This window comes from Parabacteroides vesiculifaciens (genome assembly GCF_049860805.1).
Classification (GTDB): domain Bacteria; phylum Bacteroidota; class Bacteroidia; order Bacteroidales; family Tannerellaceae; genus Parabacteroides.
The window spans coordinates 2085291-2107908 of record NZ_CP187555.1 but is presented as its reverse complement, the minus strand read 5'-3'; the positions used below and the strand labels follow the sequence as shown (position 1 = coordinate 2107908).

General features: G+C 47.5%; 9 protein-coding genes. 8 read left to right on the top strand and 1 reads right to left on the bottom strand.

The window, feature by feature from the left end; all coding sequences use genetic code 11:
• The first annotated feature begins 34 nt into the window (after positions 1-34).
• From ACPYIV_RS08565 to rho, 6 genes are all read left to right on the top strand, one after another.
• On the top strand, positions 35-2278 hold the full coding sequence (locus tag ACPYIV_RS08565) for a GH92 family glycosyl hydrolase (RefSeq protein ID WP_425886343.1): 2244 nt from the start codon (positions 35-37) through the stop codon (positions 2276-2278).
• Between the two features lie 248 nt (positions 2279-2526).
• Positions 2527-4287 (top strand): aspartate--tRNA ligase, encoded by a 1761-nt coding sequence (gene aspS, locus ACPYIV_RS08560; RefSeq protein ID WP_293733396.1) that lies wholly within the window; start codon positions 2527-2529, stop codon positions 4285-4287.
• Between the two features lie 74 nt (positions 4288-4361).
• The gene (locus tag ACPYIV_RS08555) at positions 4362-5456 is read left to right on the top strand and encodes a Nif3-like dinuclear metal center hexameric protein (RefSeq protein ID WP_299363618.1); all 1095 of its coding nucleotides are present in this window, start codon (positions 4362-4364) and stop codon (positions 5454-5456) included.
• A gap of 1 nt (position 5457) precedes the next feature.
• On the top strand, positions 5458-6222 hold the full coding sequence (locus ACPYIV_RS08550) for a zinc ribbon domain-containing protein (RefSeq protein ID WP_293733394.1): 765 nt from the start codon (positions 5458-5460) through the stop codon (positions 6220-6222).
• Positions 6223-6226: 4 nt separating this feature from the next.
• The gene (gene tilS / locus ACPYIV_RS08545) at positions 6227-7561 is read left to right on the top strand and encodes a tRNA lysidine(34) synthetase TilS (RefSeq protein ID WP_425886342.1); all 1335 of its coding nucleotides are present in this window, start codon (positions 6227-6229) and stop codon (positions 7559-7561) included.
• A 182-nt stretch (positions 7562-7743) separates the two neighbouring features.
• Positions 7744-9795 carry a transcription termination factor Rho gene (gene rho / locus ACPYIV_RS08540; protein WP_425886341.1) on the top strand — a complete coding sequence of 684 codons (2052 nt, stop codon included), beginning with the start codon at positions 7744-7746 and terminating at the stop codon, positions 9793-9795.
• A gap of 109 nt (positions 9796-9904) precedes the next feature.
• Here the strand turns inward: rho and ACPYIV_RS08535 are convergent, their stop codons facing one another.
• Positions 9905-11680, bottom strand: a complete 1776-nt coding sequence (locus tag ACPYIV_RS08535; protein ID WP_299363625.1) for a helix-turn-helix domain-containing protein — start codon at positions 11678-11680, stop codon at positions 9905-9907.
• A gap of 461 nt (positions 11681-12141) precedes the next feature.
• Between ACPYIV_RS08535 and ACPYIV_RS08530 the strand changes: the two genes are divergently transcribed.
• Together ACPYIV_RS08530 and ACPYIV_RS08525 are read left to right on the top strand one after the other, a co-directional pair.
• Positions 12142-12900, top strand: a complete 759-nt coding sequence (locus ACPYIV_RS08530; RefSeq protein ID WP_299363627.1) for a DNA-binding domain-containing protein — start codon at positions 12142-12144, stop codon at positions 12898-12900.
• Positions 12901-13152: 252 nt separating this feature from the next.
• Positions 13153-22614: a LamG-like jellyroll fold domain-containing protein gene (locus ACPYIV_RS08525; RefSeq protein WP_425886340.1), complete on the top strand. Its 9462-nt coding sequence runs from the start codon at positions 13153-13155 to the stop codon at positions 22612-22614.
• Positions 22615-22618: the final 4 nt, after the last annotated feature.

The following is a 22618-nucleotide window of genomic DNA, read 5'->3' as shown; positions in this document are numbered from 1 at the left end:
TAAGAATTCAGAATTAATAAATAATAGTTGTGATATGAAGAGATTGTTGTTTTCTTTTCTATTGAGTTGTTGTTCTGCGCTGGTTTCCGCGCAACAGCCGGTAGATTATGTGAACCCGTTTATCGGGACAAGTAACTACGGGACGACCAATCCCGGTGCGATCTGCCCCCAGGGAATGATGAGTGTTACACCGTTCAATGTGATGGGGTCGAAAAGTAATAAATTCGACAAGGACAGCCAATGGTGGTCCACCCCTTATTCGTCGGATAATAATTTCTTCACCGGCTACGCGCATGTGAACCTGAGCGGTGTCGGTTGCCCCGAATTGGGAAGCCTGTTGCTGATGCCTACTTCCGGGGAACTGAATGTGGATTATCACGAATACGGTAGCGAATATAAGAACGAGGTGGCTCATCCCGGCTATTACAGCAATATCCTGACGAAATATAACATCAAGACAGAAGCTACCGCCTCCATGCGCACCGGCCTGACACGATTCACTTTCCCGAAAGGGCAGGGGAATATCCTCTTGAACTTGGGTGAAGGGCTGACCAATGAAACCGGTGCAACCGTCCGTATGGTGAGCGATACGGAGATAGAGGGGAGCAAACTGCTCGGTACATTCTGTTATAACCCGCAAGCCGTTTTCCCGATCTATTTCGTGATGAAGCTAAGCAAAGCCCCCAAACAGGCCGGCTACTGGAAGAAGCAGCGCGAGATGAAGGGAGTGGAGGCCGAATGGGATGCCTATTCCGGTAAATATAAATTATACACGAAGTACGACCGGGAGATGAGCGGCGACGATATCGGCGTCTGGTTCAAGTATGACACCGAGGAAAACGAATCGATCGAAGTAAAAATGGGCGTCTCGTTTGTCAGCATCGAGAATGCACGTCTGAATATGCAAACCGAACAGCCGGATTTCAATTTCGAAAAGGTGCGTGCGGCTGCCGGCAAAATGTGGAACGACGATCTGTCGCGCGTGATGGTGGAAGGCGGGACGAACGACGATAAGACGATCTTCTATACCGCCATGTACCACCTGCTGATCCATCCGAATATCATCCAGGATGTGAACGGTGAATATCCGATGATGGAAAGCCTGAAAGTCGGTCATACGGACGGGAACCGTTATACGGTCTTTTCACTCTGGGACACCTATCGCAATGTGAGTACGTTGATGACGTTGCTCTATCCGGAAAAGCAACTCGACATCATCCGCACCATGATCGACATGTATAAGGAAAGCGGCTGGCTTCCGAAGTGGGAACTGTACGGACGCGAGACGCTGACCATGGAAGGCGACCCGTCTATCCCGTATATCGTGGATGCCTATATGCGCGGCCTGCGCGATTACGATATCGAGACTGCTTACGAAGGTATGCGCAAAGGCGCTACGACTCCCGGTGAATTTAACCTGCTTCGCCCGGACAATAACGATTATATGAGCAAAGGTTACGTCGCCTTGCGCGAACAATATGACAATTCGGTTTCACATGCACTGGAATATTATATTGCCGACTGGAATTTATCGTTGTTGGCGGATGCGTTGGGAAAGAAGGAAGACGCCAAGTTGTTCCGTGAGCGCGCCATGGGCTATAAACATTATTATAGCAAAGAATTCGGCACGCTTCGTCCGATCCTGCCCGACGGCACGTTCTATTCTCCTTTCGATCCGAAGCAGGGGGAAAACTTCGAGCCGAGTCCCGGCTTCCATGAAGGAAATGCCTGGAATTACACGTTCTATGTCCCTCACGACATCAAAGGCCTTGCCAAACTGATGGGCGGACAGAAGAAGTTTGTCGATAAATTGCAGATGGTCTTCGACAAGGGCTACTATGATATGGCAAACGAGCCGGATATTGCCTATCCCTACCTGTTCAGCTATTTCAAGGGAGAAGCCTGGCGTACGCAGAAACTGGTCCGTGAACTGTTGGGCAAATACTATCATAATGCCCCGAACGGACTTCCCGGCAACGACGATACGGGTACGATGTCGACCTGGGCGATCTTCTCGATGATGGGATTCTACCCGGCTTGCCCCGGCGATCTGGATTATGTACTGACCTCTCCGACCTTCGACAAGGTGACGATCAGCTTAGACAAAAAGTTCTATCCGAAAGGTAGCCTGGTGATCGAATCCGTCCACCGGACACCGGATGATATTTATATCGAGGAGGTGACAGCCGGTGGAAAGAAGCTGAAAGGCTATACGATCTCGCAGCAGGAGCTGGTGAACGCCGGGACGTTGCGGTTCACATTGGAAAGCAAACATTAATAGGATACCGGATAAGAGATGTTCCCTGCCGATGGAATTTTGGTTTCATCGGCAGGGAACTTTTGTTTCATGCAAGAGAAACCTTCGTTTCATGTAAGGGAACCTTTCGTTTCATACTTGTGAAACTCTTTTTGCGATAAAATATTTAGGTGCCGCAGTCCGGTTTTTCGGTGCATTTGGCAATAACATCCTTATATATTATTATCTTTGCAGCCATAGTTTGAAAATAATAGTTTAATCCATATCATATGTATAGAACAAGAACATGTGGCGACCTGCGCCTTGCCGATGAAGGCTTGGTGATTACGTTGGCCGGCTGGGTACAGAAAACCCGTAAGATGGGTGGTATGACGTTCGTGGATATCCGCGACCGTTATGGTATTACACAATTGGTGTTTAACCAGGAAGTAGATGCCGCTCTTTGTGAGAAAGCAAATAAACTGGGACGCGAGTATGTTATACAGGTAACAGGAACCGTTCGCGAACGTTCCAGCAAAAATCCGAATATCCCTACCGGTGAGATCGAAATCATCGTTTCAGAATTGAACGTCCTGAATGCTGCCGTGACTCCTCCTTTTACGATTGAAGACGATACGGACGGAGGCGACGACTTGCGTATGAAATACCGTTATCTGGATTTGCGCCGTAATGCGGTCCGCAAGAATCTTGAACTGCGCCATCGTATGGCTTTCGAGGTTCGTAACTATCTGGATAAGCAGGGGTTCCTGGAAGTGGAAACTCCGGTGCTGGTGAACTCTACGCCTGAAGGGGCACGCGACTTTGTCGTACCTTCCCGCATGAATCCCGGACAGTTCTACGCATTGCCGCAGTCTCCGCAGACCTTGAAGCAGTTATTGATGGTTTCCGGTTTCGACCGTTATTTCCAGATTGTGAAGTGTTTCCGTGACGAAGACCTGCGTGCGGACCGACAGCCCGAATTTACACAGATCGACTGCGAAATGAGCTTCGTGGAGCAGGAAGATGTGTTGAACATTTTCGAAGGAATGGCCAAGCACCTGTTCAAAGTGATCCGTGGCGTTGATATAAAGGATGCTTTCCCGCGTATGACCTGGCACGATGCCATGAAGTATTACGGAAGCGATAAGCCGGACCTGCGTTTCGATATGAAGTTCGTCGAACTGATGGACATCCTGAAGGGACACGGTTTCTCCGTATTCGATAACGCTGCCTATATCGGTGGTATCTGTGCGGAAGGGGCAGCCTCTTATACGCGTAAGCAACTGGATGCGCTGACCGAATTTGTGAAACGTCCGCAGATCGGTGCAAAGGGCATGGTATATGCCCGTGTGGAAGCCGACGGCAATGTGAAGTCGAGCGTAGACAAATTCTATACGCAGGAAGTGTTGCAGCAGATGAAGGAAGCCTTCGGTGCAAAACCGGGCGACCTGATCCTGATCCTTTCCGGCGACGACGCGATGAAGACTCGCAAACAGCTTTGCGAATTGCGTCTGGAAGTGGCCGGTCAGTTAGGCTTGCGTGACAAGAACAAGTTTGCTTGCCTGTGGGTGATCGACTTCCCGCTGTTCGAGTGGAGCGAAGAAGACCAGCGTTTCTATGCAATGCACCATCCGTTTACTTCTCCTAAACCCGAAGATATTCCGTTGCTGGATAGCGATACGGGAGCCGTTCGCGCGAACGCATACGACATGGTGATCAATGGTGTCGAAGTGGGGGGCGGTTCTATCCGTATCCATGACAGCAAATTGCAGGATAAGATGTTCCAGTTGCTGGGCTTCACCGAAGAAAAGGCACAGGAACGCTTCGGCTTCCTGATGAATGCCTTCAAATATGGTGCACCTCCCCACGGTGGTCTGGCTTATGGTCTGGACCGTTGGGTGTCTCTGTTTGCCGGCCTGGATTCTATCCGCGATTGCATCGCGTTCCCGAAAAACAACTCCGGCCGCGATGTCATGCTGGATGCACCCGGACAGCTGGATGATTCGCAGTTGGAAGAATTATGCCTGAAAATAAATAATGAGCTAATATGATAATGTACCGATGTGCCAATGAAAAGGCAATTTTACAATTGGCACATTGGTACATTGATAAATTATAAAGTAAGATGCGGGTTAAGGATATACTGAAAGAAATCGAGCAATATGCTCCGTTGCCATTGCAGGAAAGCTTTGACAATGCAGGTGTACAGGTCGGTGATGTGAACCAGCCTGCTACCGGTGCGCTTCTTTGCCTCGACGTTACCGAAGAGGTTGTGGACGAGGCGATAGAGACGGGGTGTAACCTGATTGTCTCTCATCATCCTCTGGCCTTTAAAGCGTTCAAATCTCTGACCGGTTCGACCTATATCGAGCGGTGCATGATGAAAGCATGCAAGTATGACCTGGTGATCTACGCCGCCCATACGAACCTCGATAATGCGGCGGGAGGCGTGAACTTCCGTCTGGCGGAACTGATCGGGCTGGAAAATGTGCGTGTACTAAGCCCTCAAAAGGGGGCTTTGCTGAAGTTGGTTACCTTTGTGCCGGAAGCCTATGCCGATCTGGTGCGGACAACTTTGTTCAATGCGGGAGCCGGAGCTATAGGCGACTATGATTCCTGTAGCTTCAACCTGCCCGGTAGCGGAACTTTCCGTGCCGGCGAAGGGACGAACCCGTTCTGTGGCGAAGTGGGTGAGTTGCATGTGGAACCGGAAGTCCGTATCGAAACGATATTGCCTGCCTTCCGTAAATCGACGGTAACCCGAGCTTTGCTTTCCGTCCATCCTTATGAAGAGCCGGTATTCGATTTCTACCCATTGGATAATGCTTGGGATCAGGTCGGTTCGGGGATAGTGGGAGAGTTGCCCGAAGAAGAAGGCGAACTGGTTTTCCTGCAACGGATCAAAGAACTGTTCCAGGTGGGTTGCGTGAAGCATTCCGCCTTGACTGGCAAACCGATACGGGAGGTCGCTTTATGCGGGGGTAGCGGTGCTTTCCTGATCAAAGACGCAATCAACTACGGGGCAGACGTTTTCATAACAGGAGAGGCTAAATATAATGACTTTTACGATGTGGAAGACCGGATTCTGCTGGCGGTTATAGGTCATTATGAAAGTGAAGTCTGTACAAAAGACATCTTTTATAACATAATATCGAAAAAATTCCCTACCTTTGCCGTACATTTTTCGAATGTTAATTCAAACCCGGTAAAATATTTATAGAATGGCTACAGATAAACAATCAGCTGAAAAAGAGATTACAGTTGAAGAAAAGCTTTCTACGCTGTATCAGCTTCAGACGATGATGACTGAAATTGATAAGATCAAAACACTTCGCGGCGAACTTCCTTTGGAAGTACAGGACCTGGAAGATGAGATCGCAGGTCTGGAAACACGTCTTCAGAACTATCAGTCAGAAATTAAAGACTTTGAGAATGCTGTTGTAGAACAGAAACATAAGATTACGGAGTCAACCGGTCTGATTGAAAAATATAAAACGCAGTTGGATAACGTGCGTAACAACCGTGAGTTCGACAACTTGTCAAAAGAAATAGAATTCCAGGGACTTGAAATCGAGTTCTCTGAAAAGAAGATTCGTGAATTCGGTGAAGCTGTCAACCTGAAGAAGGGAGAGATCGCCGAACTGTCTGAAAGACTGGAAGGCCGTAAGGCTGACCTGGTTCAGAAGCAGAGCGAGTTGGAACAGATCATTTCCGAAACCAAACAGGACGAAGAAAGGCTGCGCGAAAAAGCAAAGAAACTGGAAACAAATATCGAACCGCGTCTGTTGACTGCTTTCAAACGTATCCGTAAAGGGGCTCGTAACGGTCTGGCTGTCGTATATGTACAGCGTGGTGCCTGCGGTGGTTGCTTCAACAAGATTCCGCCTCAGAAACAGTTGGATATCAAGTTGCGTAAAAAAATTATCGTTTGCGAATACTGCGGTCGTATCATGATCGACCCTGAATTGGCAGGTGTAGAAGAATAATCGGATGCGCGACATTGTCCGTGCATATATAGAGAAATATCAGTTGCTTACGGAAAACCGTCCGGTTTTGGTCGGTGTAAGCGGCGGAGCAGATTCAATAGCCTTACTCACCGTTTTGGTCGAGTCGGGCTATTCCTGTATTGCGGCACATTGTAATTTTCATCTGCGGGGAAACGAATCCATGCGTGACGAACAGTTTGTGAGCGGGTATGTTCGAAAACTGGATGTCCCTTTTCTGAAGACGGACTTCGATACCCCGAAATACGCGGCCGCCCGGCATATTTCCATCGAAATGGCCGCCCGTGAACTACGGTATGACTGGTTCGAAGAGCAACGGGTTGTAACCGGGGCGCAAGCTATAGCCGTGGCCCATCATCGTGACGATAGCGTGGAAACGCTTTTGATGAATCTGGTACGCGGAACCGGTATCCGGGGAATGAGCGGGATTCGTCCTAAGAATGGTTTTGTGGTGCGTCCTTTGCTTGCCGTGAGTCGCGAAGATATTCTGGACTGGTTAGCCGAACGCGGCTTGACGTATGTGACAGACAGTACGAACCTCTCCGATGCCTATACCCGTAATTTTATCCGCCTGCGTGTTCTTCCGCTTCTGGAAGAGATCAATCCCTCCGTGAAAGATGCGATAGCCCGCACGTCCGGGCATCTGTCGGCGGTCGAGGCCATCTATTTGCATGTGGTGGAGGAAGCAAGGAATACTGTGATAGAGCAGGGAAACCGTCTTTCCATTGCCGCGCTGATGCGTTACCCGTCTCCCGATGCAATTTTGTATGAGTTGCTCAAAGCCTATAATTTTACCCGTCCGGTGGCTGAAGATATTTATTTGTCCTTGACGAAAGAATCGGGCAAAACTTTTTTTTCTTCTACACACCGGTTGATAAAAGATCGTGATTATTTATTGTTGTCCTTCCTTGTAAAAGATGAGGCTTGTGAATTTACACTGGCCGGCGATGAAACAGTCTGGTCCGGTCCTGTTGAACTTTCTTTCGAGAAGGTTGTTATTAAAGAAGATTTCCATATCCGGAAAGATAAAAACATCGCCTATTTTGATTACGACAAATTGACTTTTCCCCTTACCTTGCGTACGTGGAAGAAGGGAGATTGGTTTATTCCCTTTGGCATGAAAGGACGTAAGAAATTAAGCGATTATTTTTCGGATCATAAATTCAGCCGCATCGATAAAGAACAGGCGTGGCTATTATGCAGCGGAGACGCTGTTGTCTGGATTGTGGGAGAGCGTTCCGATAATCGTTTTTGCCTGGATAAAACAACTAAAAGTGTGTTAGTTGTGAATTTTTTTCCGACAAAAAGCGAGAGTAAGTAAAAATATTATTACATTTGCAAAGATTTACTCCGCAGATGTGTTACTAATGATTCAAATTAGCTCAACAATCCGGTTTTCACATGAAATTATTAATTATCAAATTATAAAAGATACAATGATTGCGTTGTACGCGTGCCGTATCAGGTCGTGTAGTACGTCGTTTTTATTATTTACTTCGCATTATGCAAAAATATAACATTCTAGAACTAAATGAAAAACTCCTTCCTGAGTTGCAAAGTATAGCGGAAGAGTTGGGTATTAAAAAAGTAAGTTCTCTTAAGAAAGAGGAACTTGTATACAGAATTCTTGACGAACAGGCTATTTCGTATGCCGGCATTCAGGCAGAAAAGGAGAAAGAAAAGGAAGCAAAGAAAGCAGAAAGGCAGACTAAGGCTAAGAAAACAAAAGCTACAGCTCCTAAAGGTGCTAAAGCTGATGCCAAAACCAAGGTCGCTGCTCCCGCCACACCCATTGAAGCTTCGGTAGAAGAGGTTGCTGCAGAGACTCCTGAACAACCCGAACGTAAAAAACGGACTCGTATTGAAAAGAAAGAAAAGGTAGCTACGGCTGCTGTTCCTGTTCCCAAAAACGAAGAAGTAACCGTTTCTAAGAACCTGGTTTCAGCTAATGCTCCTATATCCGAAGCTCCTGTACAGGTAGCTGACGCTCCAGCCAAAGCTCCGGTAGAAGCAGAAAAGCCGGTTGCAAAGAAAATGGTTAAGAAAGCAGATAAGCCTGTAGAGAAGCCGTTGCTTCCTCCTGTTGTGGTGGAATCCGGCGACGGAGAGCTTCCGGTAGAGGTCGCTCCCAAGGTAACGGAAGAACCGGCAGTTGTAGAAACATCTGCTGCTACGACTTCAACTACGGCAGAAGAGCCTAAGCGTGTGGTATTCCGTCATCCGGACACCAAATCGGTTCTCGACCAGCTTTTCCCTTTCTCTTCTACGCCTGCAAAGCCGGAACCGAAGGCACAGGCTGAACAGTCTGCGGCTCCTCAGCAGAATAATCCTCGTCAGAATAACAACAGACAGAACAATCAGAATAATCATAACAACCAGCGCAACAATAATAATAACAATGCTGCGCAGGAGAAACAGTATGAGTTTGACGGTATACTGACAGGCGTCGGCGTATTGGAAATGATGCCTGACGGATATGGTTTCCTGCGTTCTTCCGATTATAATTACCTCACTTCCCCGGATGATATTTACGTATCGCAATCACAGATCAAGTTGTTCGGCCTGAAGACCGGTGACGTGGTGGAAGGCGCTATCCGTCCTCCGAAGGAAGGTGAAAAATATTTCCCGCTTGTCAAAGTGGACAAGATCAACGGCCGTACGCCTGAAGAGGTTCGTGACCGCGTTCCTTTCGATCACTTGACTCCGCTTTTCCCGGATGAAAAATTCATGCTGACAGCCCGCAAGGCTCCGAAAGTATACGATAATATCGCCGTACGTGTAGTAGACTTGTTTTCACCGATCGGTAAAGGACAGCGTGGTTTGATCGTAGCACAGCCGAAGACCGGTAAGACTATGCTGTTGAAAGATATTGCCAACGCGATTGCCGCCAATCATCCGGAAGTGTATATGATAATCCTGCTGATCGACGAACGTCCTGAAGAGGTAACCGATATGGCCCGTAGCGTAGATGCGGAAGTGATCGCTTCTACTTTCGACGAACCGGCTGAACGCCACGTCAAGATTGCTGAAATCGTCCTGAACAAGGCTAAGCGTATGGTTGAATGCGGTCACGATGTTGTGATCCTGTTAGACTCCATCACGCGTCTGGCCCGTGCATACAACACGGTTCAACCTGCTTCCGGCAAGGTTCTCTCCGGTGGTGTGGATGCGAACGCTTTGCAGAAACCGAAACGTTTCTTCGGTGCTGCCCGTAACATTGAAAACGGCGGTAGCCTGACGATCTTGGCAACAGCATTGACCGAAACCGGTTCTAAGATGGATGATGTGATCTTTGAAGAATTCAAGGGTACTGGTAATATGGAATTGCAGTTGGACCGCAAGTTGGCAAACAAACGCGTTTATCCGGCTGTCGACATTACAGCTTCCAGCACGCGCCGCGACGACTTGTTGCAGGATGAAAGCACGGTTAACCGTATGTGGATCCTGCGTAAATACCTGGCCGATATGAACTCGATGGAGGCTATGGAATTTGTCAAGAAACGTATGGAACAGACATTCGATAATATGGAGTTCCTGGCTTCGATGAACGGATAAACAGAATTCCTTTAACAAAGGGCTGTTTCAAAAAAGGGCTGTAAGCCCGACAGAGCATAGTAGATATGTCCTGTCGGGCTTACAGCCCTTTTTGATAGATTGTTGTGCCCTATTCTTGTTTGAATGTATTCCTGTATTCAGAGGGTGTCATGCCGAATTTCTCGCGGAAGATGCGGTAGAAGTTGCGGGAGTTGCTGAAGCCAGAGTCCATTGCTACCGCTTCGACGGTGTAGGTATCGTATTTCCGTAGCAGGCGGATTGAATATTCCAATCGCTTGCTGTTGATATATCCGCTGAAGTTCGTTCCGGTGTAGGTTTGGATCAGTTGGGCGAAAGCGTTTTTGGAGATATGGATTTCTTTGATCAGGCGTTCCCTGGTGATGTCCGGATCCAGATAGAGTTTCTCTTCTTCGATGATGCGGTCCAGTTTGTCAAACAAAGTCTTTCTTACCGTATTGGTTTGCTCTTTGTCGCCATTGTTTGTCTCTATTTCCTCGCTTGTGCTTTCGGATTCTTTTTCTTCCTGGGGCGCATTCTCATACTTCTGCCTCAATCGTTCGATTTCGGTTTTGGCCTGATACAATTCTTCCCTGCATTCTAATTGGCTGTCAATTTGTTTGGCTAAGAAACGGTTCTTGCGTTTGATTGTATACAGATGGCGGATTATCAGGTAGATCGCAAGCCCGGCAAGCAGCAACATGCCGATGGTGGCAAACATGATGATCTTTTGCCGGTCGAGTGCCGCCTTTTGCTCACTGATCTGTGCGTCCTTCTGGTTGGTCTCGTAGAGGGTTGCCAGTTCGAGGGCGGCATCCTGCTTGTCGCGTGCGATGATGCTGTCGGTGAGGACTAAGATGCGGTCTTTGTAGTTCAAGGCCGCCTTGCAATTTCCTAAACCGGCTGCGATGTCGGCCTTTCGCGTCAAGTACCAGATGAAGTTGTTGCTGATGCTGTCCTGGTTGCTTACAAACTCTTCTTCCTGTACCAGGCAATTGGCCGCCTCGTCATATTTTCCGGCCAGTATCAGGTAGTTCAGGGCCTCACCTTTGCCGTTAGGGGTTTGGGAGAATTGGGTCTTGTTATATCGTTCGAATGTTTCGGCCGCTTTTTCTTTCTGGCCTTTTGCATAATAGAAGACAGCCATCTTGCTGAACAAAAAGCCGTATTGCTCATCCACATAACCGGAAGGGGCGCCTCCTAATTCAGCCATTTTGTCGATCAGCTTCTCTCTTTTTTCTCCGACCTCGATGGCCTTGTCTATTTCTTTCTTATAATAATAGTGGGCCATTTGTTGCCCATACATAAAGGTGAGAGAGGCTAATTCCCGTATGTTATTGCTGTTTTCCAACATCTGGATTGCTTGCCGGATGTAAGTGTCGGCCTTGTCCAGCAGCCCTTGCTCGCGGTAGATCGTCCCGATTTGGAACAGCGCGTCGCTTTCTATCCGCTTTTGGCCGGTCTGCTTTGCCTTGTCTTGTATCTCGGTTGCCAGCTGCATGGCTTTTTGGTATTCGGCTGAAAGCATGTAGATGTTCAAGGCCTCGTTCTTTATTTGGATTTCCAATGTGGGCGGTGCTGTCTGCAGGGAGTCGCTCTTCAAGACTTTTTCCAGATATTCATGGGCCAAATGATACATGCGTTTGTTGCTGTATATCATATAGCGCAAATAGTCCGCTTTCATGTCCGGCAGGAAGCCTTTTGCTTCAGCGGTGTCGGTCAAACCCAACGCCCGCTGGGGGTCGGTGATATGGATGGACTGTATGTAGTTGTACGTGTACATACTGTTTTTCGGGGAGGACGGCTCGTTTTCCTGTGAAGGAGTTGTGCTTTGGCATCCTGCCAATAAGCCGAGGAAAAGGCTAATGATAGGGAAAAGTGTTTTCATTTATATCTTATTTTGTTGTTGCAAAGATATGAAAAATGAATACAGATGCTAAACATTCACATCCTTTCTTTGCCGCAATCCGTATTCCCTTTATAAAAAGAATCTCCCTATAAAAGCTTGCCGTGATAGGAATACCTACTAATATGATAGGAATACCACTGTAGCGGAGATTAAAGGGGTAAATTGTCACAACAAAGTATTTTTTGTCACTCCCGTTAGTCGCATAATTCATTCCTTTACGCTCACTAACCCGGCCGGGGTCATCCGGCCATTACTATCATATATATTTCAAGAGAATGCGACGTCAGTCTCCGCTCTCTCCATATGGAGAAAAGGCCGGCGTTCGTATTTCGGTTAACGCCGGCCTTTTTAATCTATATGAAGCAAAGAGTCAATCAGAAACAAGAGTGTCAAAAATAAACGGTAAGGGGAATGTACTCCTTATCCTAAATATATTTAATATGCAGAATACCTTGAAAGGTTGGCTGGCAGACAATACTGTCACCTCCGAGAACAAAGACGACAAAATCCTGCTGCTCGAATCGGCGGGAAGTGTTAACCTCGATACCATTTACGAGGAGATGAAGAACGAAGACACGGGTCTCAAGAAGGAGACACTCGTGCATGTCGTAACTCTGTTCCTGCGCATTGTCGCGCGTTTCATCTTGAATGGCTATAATGTGAACACCGGCCTTTTCCGTGCCGTCGCCCAGTTTACCGGCGTGGTGGAAGGCGGCAAGTGGGATCCGGTCAAGAACGCCGTCTATGTCTCTTTTATCCAGGACAAGATGATCCGCGAAGAGATTGCCCGGACCACCGTCAATATCCTTGGCATGAAGTCCGACGTGATGTACATCCTCGAAACCGAAGACAAGAAGACGAAGCTCAAAGACGGCAGCGCGACGGCAGGCCGCAACTTCTTTGTCCGTGGCGCGATGTTGAAGGTTATGGGTGACGATCCCTCGGTGGGCGTAACCCTGACCAGCGAAGCCGGTGTGGTGACCAAGCTGGAAGAAGACGAAATCGCCATCAACAAGCCGTCCGAACTGACATTGTTGATCCCCGCAGCGTTGGCGGCCGGGACCTACACGTTGGCGGTGACGACGCAATTTTGCAAAACGACCCAATTGCTCAAAACCCCCCGCAGCGTAAGCACCACCATTTACATCGGTGGCAAACCCAGTGGAGGCGGCGAAGATGAACGTCCGGGCGAATTGTAAATACCCGGAGGCCGTCTCACTCCTTAGACGAGTGTCGTCTTAGTGCTTAGACGAGTGTCGTCTTAGGGGTGAGACGGCGTTCGTCTGAGGTGAATTAACGGGATAATTAAGAATGAAGATATTAAAACAATAGAAAATATGAATGGACATTTACTTGAATACTCTTTTTCTTCTAAAAAGATAAGGTATTATCTCTGTCTTTTTTCCTTGATGATCTTGTCGGTCATGAAGGGATACGGCCAAGATAATAATTTGACAAATCTAGATAATTTTACAGTTACAGATCATCGAGAGAGTGGTTATGTCTCTTTCAAGATTTTATTTTATGATGATGAGGATAAAGATGAATGGACGAGTGATGGACGTCTGTATGTTAATGGAACGGAAATCTTTAAGTATTGGACTAGTGAGCAAAATGAAGCCAATTGGTATTGGACCTATGCGACTCTCTATGTCGGAACGGGTGAAATTCAAACCAGATATGGATTATCTATAATAAACAGTCAGTCTTCATATGAAATCAGCCGTTCAGGAAATACTCTTACTTTTATTTCATTTGATTGGTATTATCCGCCGGAGTATGAAGGGGTAGAGATGAAGTTCACTTTGAAGGCGACAAATGAAAATGCCGCCGATCTTACCTCGTCGCAAATAGGAACTGCTAAGGGGCGGACATTTAGCGCACCGACACTAACGGAGCCGATACTTTCTTCGGAAGTTGGAAAATATCAAATGACCTATAATACGAGTACCGAGCCAATCAGAATCTGCGATAATGGGAATTGGAAGAATTCGAATGCAACTTCCGGTACATTGTACACTGGCATCCAAGACATAAAAGCGGACTATACTTTTAGGGCGCAGTATCAATTGAACAAGTACTATAATAGTAAGGAGAATTCTGTGACCAAAATCATACCGGCTTTTCATCAGGCAAAAGACTTCAAGGCAGAGGATGCGGATAACGGAAATACATTATTGACATGGTCTATAGCAAACACTGAAACCAACTGTCAGACAGGTGATCAATTTGAAATCCAAAGGGCAAATACCCCGGATTATAGTTCTGCGAAAAATGTCGGTACAATATCGTTTGAAGCAGGCAAGCTAAACTACAGTTTTCCAGATGAGACCGGGGCCGAGAATGTAAATGGAGTGCAATATTATCGTATACGCCGAAATAAACAACCGAGTTGGGGGTGGAATCTATCGCAACAATGCCAGATCGAGAAGCATGTTTCCCACCAAGTCCTTGCTGAGTTGAAAGCTAAAGACGTTACGGAAGGAGAGGGGTTACAGGCGAAAGTCGCTTGGAAACTGACTGATAAAGACCAGAATACGGTTTGGACGGAGGGCTCTAAAATCATAATCCGCCAAGTGAACGTTACGAATAACAATACAACGACTTGTACTTATACTTTGGACAAGGAGGACAGTCAAATCAAGATAGATGAGGACGGATATTCTTATATCATCGATGACAAGATATATGCCACTTGTATGGAATATAAATATTACGCTTATGTCAAACCGGGGAACAAGAATTTTGCGAACCAGACGGAGATAGAAGCGGATTATGGTGGCAACCCCATCAAGCCTGTCTCGATCGGGAAGGTCGAAACGCTACAGGTTTCGAAAGGCTATTTTTCCGACCGCGTAGACTTGAGTTGGGAAACGGATGGCAAACCGATTTCGCGTTTTGCCATACAAAGGCGTTTCTATGATGCAAAAGTGACGGATAAGGATCAAGGTTTTACGACTATTTCCGATGGTATCGTCCAGGGAATTGACGGACAGACCGGCTATCAAGGCAAGGACGAAACAGCCAATCCGGGGGAAATCTACGAATACCGCATATTGGCACAGACGGATTGTGCTGGTGAAGTGAAGAGCAATCCTTCCGCCATCGTCCGTGGCTTCCGCAGCCCGACCGGTATGGTGTCAGGAAAGATCACGTTTGATTATGGGGATGCCGTTTCGGGTGTTGTCGTTCGTTTGGATGGCGTGGATATACATTCCGGAAGTAGCCTCTTATTCGGGGGATCAGCGGAAAGCTATGCCGTAACGAAAGAAAAGATAGCATTGCCTGAAAACTTCTCGGTACAAGCATTTGTGAAACCTACCGAAGCGAATCAAACGGCAGTGGTCGTGGATGCAGGAGTTTATCGATTAGGTTTGAAGGAAGGGAAACCGGCGTTTAGTGCCAATGGGGGAACTTCTTGGGTAGTCTGTGATACGATTTTGGGCACATCTGCCTTTACACAAATATCAGGCGTTTACTCGACAACCGGCAGTTGGACGCTTTACGTCGATACTTCGAAGGTTGTCGCCGAGAATCCGGCTACACGTTCCTCTTTGTCTGACACAAAAGTGACGATCGGGAAGGGCTACAAGGGATATGTCGATGAAATACGCCTCTGGAACAGGGCGCTGGGTCGGGGAGACATCAACCAGACGTTTAACCGCGTGCTGGTCGGCAACGAAAACGGCCTGATGGCCTATTGGCGTTTGGACGATGGCGTGTTAGATGAGTGTTATGATATTTCTTACTATTCTTCGACCTACAATGCCCATCATTGCACGATCGTGAATGCCACGGTCGGTTCCGCTTCGGCTGAAATACCGACATCGTCACAACTTGCCTTGATCGGCATAACCGGTACGGATGGTGTCTATACCATTTCCGGCATTCCTTATAAAGGTGTCGGAAGTACTTATACGTTGACTCCGAGTTATCCGAACCATTCGTTTAACCCGAAATCGAGTACCGTGGTGATCGGAGGGTCGGCTACGGCAGTGTCAGGGCAAGATTTCAAGGATAATTCGGCTATCAAGATCGAGGGGTATATCTTTTATGAGAACAGTACGATACCCGTACCGGGTGTTATGTTCAAGATCAACGGGCAAACGGTTGTCAATGGGAGCGGAGAGGTAATCAAGAGTGATAAGGCCGGTAAGTTTGAATTTAGCGTGCCGACTGGCTCCCAAAAGGTGCAGGCGGTATTGACGAACCATACGTTCCTGAACGATGGTGTGCTCGTTAATTCGGACGGGACAAATCTGAACTATCAGCAGCCGTTGGCGGATATTCGTTTCTGGGATCAGACGAAGGTCAAGCTGATCGGACGTGTGGCCGGAGGAACGGTACAAGGAAATTATCCGCTCGGTTTTTCACTCTCGAAGAATAATTTAGGAGATGAGTTGAAGATCGTATTGTCTTTGAAAGATGATAAAACCTCCTATATTGTCGATTCGGAGACACCGGTCGAAACAAACGAGGTTCATCATAATCCTAAATACGCCAACCATGTTAAAATGGATAAACAGGCTATAACGATCAGCCCGAATGGGGAAACCGGCGAATATGTCGCCTATTTATATCCGGTCGCCTACCAGGTGAATGAGGTCTCCGCTAAGGGATATTCGACGTTATTCCCTAATGGAACTTCTATGGAAACGATTGATTTGACAAATACATTCACCGAGAAGGAATCCGAATATACGGATGAAAAAACGGGTAACACGGATCGGGTTACGTATAATGAATCTTATAATAGGATTTACCGTGCCGGTACTACTTTGACATTCAAGCAGTATGAGTATGGAAAAGAAGTGGACTATTTTGGCGATACGGAATATACGGCCCAAAATGTGGTAGGAGAAAATGAGAATGTGTCCTTATATGATAAAGAAGCGAAGAAGTATTTGTTTGGCTATCCTATATTTCACGCGGCAACTTATCAAATGAGGGTGTCTGCCCATGAGGATTATTATTATAACAATGATAAGAACGGGACTGTCGACCCGGTGGATGTCCAAGGAGGTGAAGTGATGATTTCAAATGGTTTTAAAACCACTTCGGCACCTACAACTGCTACATTGGACGAAAATGGAAAAGCTGTTGTCAGTATAGATGTGGACAATGTGCCATTTTCGTTAACCGGAGAAAGTGCATTGCGCACATTGGATATGTCTATGACTATAGATGGGGCAAATGTACAAGCCCCACAAATAAAGGCATTCCTGATCGGGCACAAGAGCAAAGGGAAAGACTTTGTGACTGCCGGTCCGATCCGCTTGCTCAATATTTTGAGAGATCCTCCCGGAAGCAACAGTTATTCATATATAGAAGAAGGGGAAACGATGTCGTACAGCTATTCGACTTCTACCGGAAAAGCGCATGAAGGAGAAGAATCAACTTCTGCACTATTGGGTGCCAGTGTGATTACCGGAGTCGGTGTGGGAGCTTTCGCAATTAATGAGACGGAATTTGACAACTCGGTTTCTGCTATCGTTAGGCAGTCGGCTGAAAGTGGCAATTCCAATGCGACATCATATGAAATCCAGATGACCAGCCGTTACCAGACGAGTGATGATCCTCTTTATGTCGGCGCGGATGGCGATGTATTTGTAGGGACGACTAATAACGTAGTCTATGGCCCGGCGTTTAATATTGGGATTATGCCGAAGAAACTGTATGAAGCATCCAGTGCATTAGAAGCTGGTGGTAGTTTAACCGTGGTTGCCAAGACGGATGATGACGAATATTATTTGGTCAGCAATACGGCATTAGCTGTAGATACGAAGTTCGCAACATTGTTTGCATATCCGCAAGTCCATATTGAACAAATGCTGATTCCAAATATAGAGAAGTTGAGGAATTCCTACCTGATTACCAATATTACTGAAGCGGAAGCGCAAAGGAGAGCTAATAATACAGGTAATTTCGTCTATTTGTCTTTGTTGGATTCGACTGATACGGATTATGGAAAAGATAATGTGGATGCAAGGGGTAACTATATAGGAACGGATAAATATAACGATTCCCAATATAAACCTTATTTACATTATAAAGTATTCGCTCCTGAAGGAGGAACGGCTTCCACTTCGGGTGATACAATTTTTACGTTGAATCAGTCTATAAAAGAGTGGGTAAGGGTATTAACGCAAAACGAGAGGGAAAAACTGGAAGCGAAAGACAAGGTTCAAAACTATTCTTTCCAGGCAGGTTCACCGATCGAATACTCTGAAGCTTATTCTTATGTACAGGATTCTGCCTATACATATAGTTTTATGGCAGGTGCCGGTGTTGCAACCGAATTAGGTTTCTCTTTTAATAAAGCCGGTATGTCTGTAAACGTTGAGGAATTGGGATTCGGAACTGGCGGGCACGAATGGAACGGGACAGAACAGAAAGACCGTACGTCTGGTTTTGTGCTGGCAGATGAAGGAGATACCGATTATCTGAGTGTGGATGTGTATCGGGTCTCTAACAAAAGTGATGAGTTTAATGAAAAGTGGACTGAAGGCATTCAGAAAAACTGGGAAGAGAAAAAGAATTTGGGATTGATATCCAAACAGCAGTACGGTACTTTTATTTTCCGTACGCGGGGTGGAGCAACTTCCTGTCCGTATGAAGATAAGCGGGTGACAAAGTATTATCGTCCGGGTACTACTTTGGATGAGGCAACGATGCAGATAGAGAAACCTGTATTGATGGTCGATAATCCGGTTATAAGCAATATCCCGTCTGACCAGACAGCCAAGTATAATTTGAAAATGTACACGGAATCTGAAACACAGTCTGCAGGTGTGTATACCTTGGCTATTGTTGATTGGCAGAATCAGCATGGTGCGAAATTCTCAATAGATGGAGTTCCGTTGAGCGATGGACGTGCTATCGAGGTTCCGTTTGGTGATGTCCTCAATAAAGTATTGGAAGTAGGTCGTGGAACGGAATACGATTATGAAAATCTAGCCTTAGTACTGAAATCACAATGCCAGTCGGATCCGAATGATTTCTTGGCCGACATCGCCGACACCGTCTACATCTCCGCCCATTTTATCCCTTCGTCTTCCGATATCAACATCAAGACTCCGACGGATAAATGGACGCTGAATACGCAGTCTTCGCTCGATTCGACTTCCGGCAAGTATTATATGCCGCTGTCGATCGATGGGTTTGACGTGAACTTTACAGGCTTCGACCATATCGAAATCCAGTATAAGCCGTCTTCCGGTTCCGATAAGGACTGGACGAATATTTGCAGTTTCTTCAATGACTCTGTCCCTTATAAAGCAGCTTCCGGCGAGAAGGCGATGATCGAGGGGGCGACTATCTCGACCCGTTTCTATGGTGCTGAAGACCAGAAGTACGACATCCGTGCCGTGACGTTCAGCAAAGTAGGCAACGAATTCGTAACGAAGTCTTCTCCGGTTATCTCCGGTGTGAAAGACACCAAACGCCCGGTTGTGTTCGGTAATATCCAGCCTGCCGACGGTGTGTTGGGCATCGAAGACGAAATCCGGCTGAACTTCAACGAAGAGATTGCCGAAGGCTATATGACCGACGTGAAGAACTTCCAGGTGACAGCCGTGCGCAACGGTTCGAATGGCGACCACAGTACATCGCTGACTTTCGATGGTGCTTCTTCTTACTTGGCGACACAAGCGGAACGCAACCTGTCTAACAAAGATGTATCGGTCGAAATGTGGGTATTGCCATCCGCACTCGGACAGAAGATGACGCTGTTCAGCCACGGGACGACAACCAACTCGCTGGAACTCTCGATCGGCGCCGACAATTCGATCCAGGTAAGCATCGGAGGAAAGACGTATGCCTCCAAGCCTCAGAGCTTCAAAACGACTGATTGGGCGCATGTCTCTATGACCTATAAAGCCTCCAACCGCCAGCTCTCCGCCTATTTCGGAGGAGTGGAAGTGATCGCCGGGGTACAGACCACCGAATCGAACACTTCGATCGGGCCGATGCAGTTCGGGCGCAGTGTGAGGGGCGACAGCTATTTTGCCGGCAAGATGCACGAAGCCCGTGTTTGGAACAAAGTGGTAAGTGCGAACAATATCATGGCGAACAAACTGACCATCTATACCGGACAGGAAGCGGGAATGCTTGCCTACTATCCGATGAATGACGGCAAGGGTGACCGTGTGACCGACAAGGCACAAGGGGCTACGGCATGGATCTATGGCGCCGATTGGAGTACGCTCGCCGGGCTGTCTCTCTCCTTCAGAGGAGATACGGTCGTGGGTGTCAATACTTCCAGATTGGCGTTGACGGACGAACAGGATTATACGCTTGAATTCTGGTTCAAGGCTGCCCCGGGACAGAAAGATGCCGCTTTGGTATCGAACGGAAAAGGTATCGGTGATGAAAACAACACGAACCGTAACAAGGTGTTTGTCGGTTTTGCCGATAACAAGCTGGTGTTCCGCAATAATGGGCATGAAGAGGTACTTTCCGGAAAATGGGACGACGACAGCTGGCATCATTTTGCTATTGCCGTGAACCGTAATGCCGGGAATGCACAGGTATTCCTCGATGGCGCGCTGAATACTTATTTCGATGCAGGCAAGTTGGGCGGCTTCTCCGCTACGAGCCTTTATTTAGGCGCCCGCCGTTGGACGGAAGCCGGGCAGATGGTCGACCATACGGATATGTATCTGAAAGGGCAGGTTGACGAACTCCGTCTTTGGAACATGGCGTTGCCTTCGACGATCATCAACAAGAACTATAACGTTTGCCCGAAGGGTTCGGAAATGGGATTGATGATGTATCTGCCGTTCAGTAAATATATAAGGAATAGTGCAAATGTCCAGGAGATGGTCTTCAGCGGTGAAGACTTGGTGACGGATTCGACTTTGGTTACCGGCGGTAGCAGGCTGGCTTCGGAAGAGAAAGCGCCTGTACGGGCGAAGGGGCCGGAAGTTTCCATCCCGTTCACGTTCGTGGTCAACAAGGATGCGTTGGTGATCAACCTGATGGATACGCCTGAAGCGTTGGAGAAGACGACGGTCAACTTTACGGTGAAGGACGTGAGCGACCTTAATGGCAACCTGATGCAGAGTCCGGTGACCTGGAGTGCCTATATCAACCGGAACCAGTTGAAGTGGAGCGAGACTTCCGTTACGAAAGAGAAGAAACTGTATGCCCCGATGACCTTTATGGTCGATGTGGAGAACCAGGGCGGTACGGAAAAGAACTTCACGATCGAAGGGCTTCCGGCTTGGTTGAAAGCCGATCCGGAGTATGGCACGATCGATCCGTTAGGACGCCAGACGATCCTCTTTACGGTGGATGAAGGAACAAATGTCGGACGCTATGACGAGGTAGTCTATGTGAAGGGCGATAACAATGTTTCGGAAGCCTTGCCGGTGACCTTGAAGGTGTTCGACCAGCAACCGGACTGGGCGGTCGATCCGGCTGATTTCAAATACAACATGAATATTTACGGTAAACTGCGTGTGAACAAACTGTTCTCGACGGATGCCGAAGATATGATTGCCGTGTTCGATGGCGGCCGTTGCGTAGGGGTTGCTAACAACCAGTATGCGGATAAGAATGATATGTGGTATGTGTTCCTGACCGTCTATGGAAACGAGATCAGGGGTAGCGAGGCGTTGAGCTTCCGCGTATGGGATGCCAGTACCGGTACTGTTTATGATGCCTATTGCGATTCACCGATTACGTTCGGTAGCAACTCGATTGTGGGGACGGCTTCGACTCCGGTTGTCTTCGACGCCGAAGAACGGGTGGTCCAGAATATTAACCTGGCGGAAGGCTGGAACTGGGTTTCTTTCAATGTTAAGAGCGATACGCCTGACATGGCGACAATCCTGAGAAATTTAATGCTGGTTGGCGACGAGCAGGTGAAAGACGAAGCGGGAGGAACATTTGCGGCTTACGACAAAGAATCCGGAACGTGGTTGGGCAGTGATATTGCATTCGGCAACAAACATATGTATCTGATCCAGTCTTCTGCCGCACAGAAACTCTCTGTTTCAGGTATCGCAATCAAGGAAAAGGAAGACCTGACGATACCGGTTGCCGCCAAATGGAACTATATCAGTTATCTGCCGATGACCAATTTGCCGATCGCTGAGGCTTTGTCTGGCTACAGCGCCAAGGAAGGTGACATTATCAAATCGCAGAATATGTTCTCGATGTATGGCGTGAAGACTGGTTGGTTAGGAAGCTTGACCTATATGGAACCGGGTAAAGGTTATATGTTGCTGAACAATGGCGAGGGTACGTCTTTTGCTTATCCCGACATGGTGGGTGGAAACGGCTTGAGAAGTAGCGGCCTCCAGACTCGTTCGGGAGAAGCGGTGACATCCGGAACGACCTATACGAATACTCGCTTTGATGCCAATATGTCCGTTGTAGCGACGGTTGCAGAGAGCTTGCCGGTTTATGCAGGCGACAAATTACAGGCCTATGTCGGTGGTGAGTTGCGGGGCGAAGCCTTGTTGACGGAAGACCCGTATGATGGCAAGCCGTTGTATTTTGTCTCGATTGCTGGAGACCGGAATGAAGCTGTCTCTTTCGCTCTTGAACGGGGTGGGGAGATTATTGCCGAGACGTCTCCGATGTTCGACTACCGGGTGAATAATGTGCAGGGTAGCATCGAGCAGCCTGTCATTCTCGATTTCGTAAACGATCTGCAGATTTCGGTTTATCCGAACCCGTTTGAACGTGAGCTGAACTTTGTGATGAACACCGAGGCGGGTGACAAGATCGGTATCTATCTCTACACGATGGCAGGACAGATGATACATCGTCATACTGAAACCAGTGTCAACGGAGGGTATCTGCACTACCGTTGGGAGTGCTACGAGGATCTGGCGCGTACGGTCTATATGGCTGTCGTAGTCGTGAATGGACAAAAACATGCGTATAAAGTAAAAAGAAAGTAATAGT

What these genes read in the sequence shown, in the direction of transcription:
- ACPYIV_RS08565 (WP_425886343.1), top strand. Translation starts at nt 35, where the DNA reads ATGAAGAGATTGTTGTTTTCTTTTCTATTGAGTTGTTGTTCTGCGCTG.
- aspS (WP_293733396.1), top strand. Translation starts at nt 2,527, where the DNA reads ATGTATAGAACAAGAACATGTGGCGACCTGCGCCTTGCCGATGAAGGC.
- ACPYIV_RS08555 (WP_299363618.1), top strand. Translation starts at nt 4,362, where the DNA reads ATGCGGGTTAAGGATATACTGAAAGAAATCGAGCAATATGCTCCGTTG.
- ACPYIV_RS08550 (WP_293733394.1), top strand. Translation starts at nt 5,458, where the DNA reads ATGGCTACAGATAAACAATCAGCTGAAAAAGAGATTACAGTTGAAGAA.
- tilS (WP_425886342.1), top strand. Translation starts at nt 6,227, where the DNA reads ATGCGCGACATTGTCCGTGCATATATAGAGAAATATCAGTTGCTTACG.
- rho (WP_425886341.1), top strand. Translation starts at nt 7,744, where the DNA reads ATGCAAAAATATAACATTCTAGAACTAAATGAAAAACTCCTTCCTGAG.
- ACPYIV_RS08535 (WP_299363625.1), bottom strand. Translation starts at nt 11,680, where the DNA reads ATGAAAACACTTTTCCCTATCATTAGCCTTTTCCTCGGCTTATTGGCA.
- ACPYIV_RS08530 (WP_299363627.1), top strand. Translation starts at nt 12,142, where the DNA reads ATGCAGAATACCTTGAAAGGTTGGCTGGCAGACAATACTGTCACCTCC.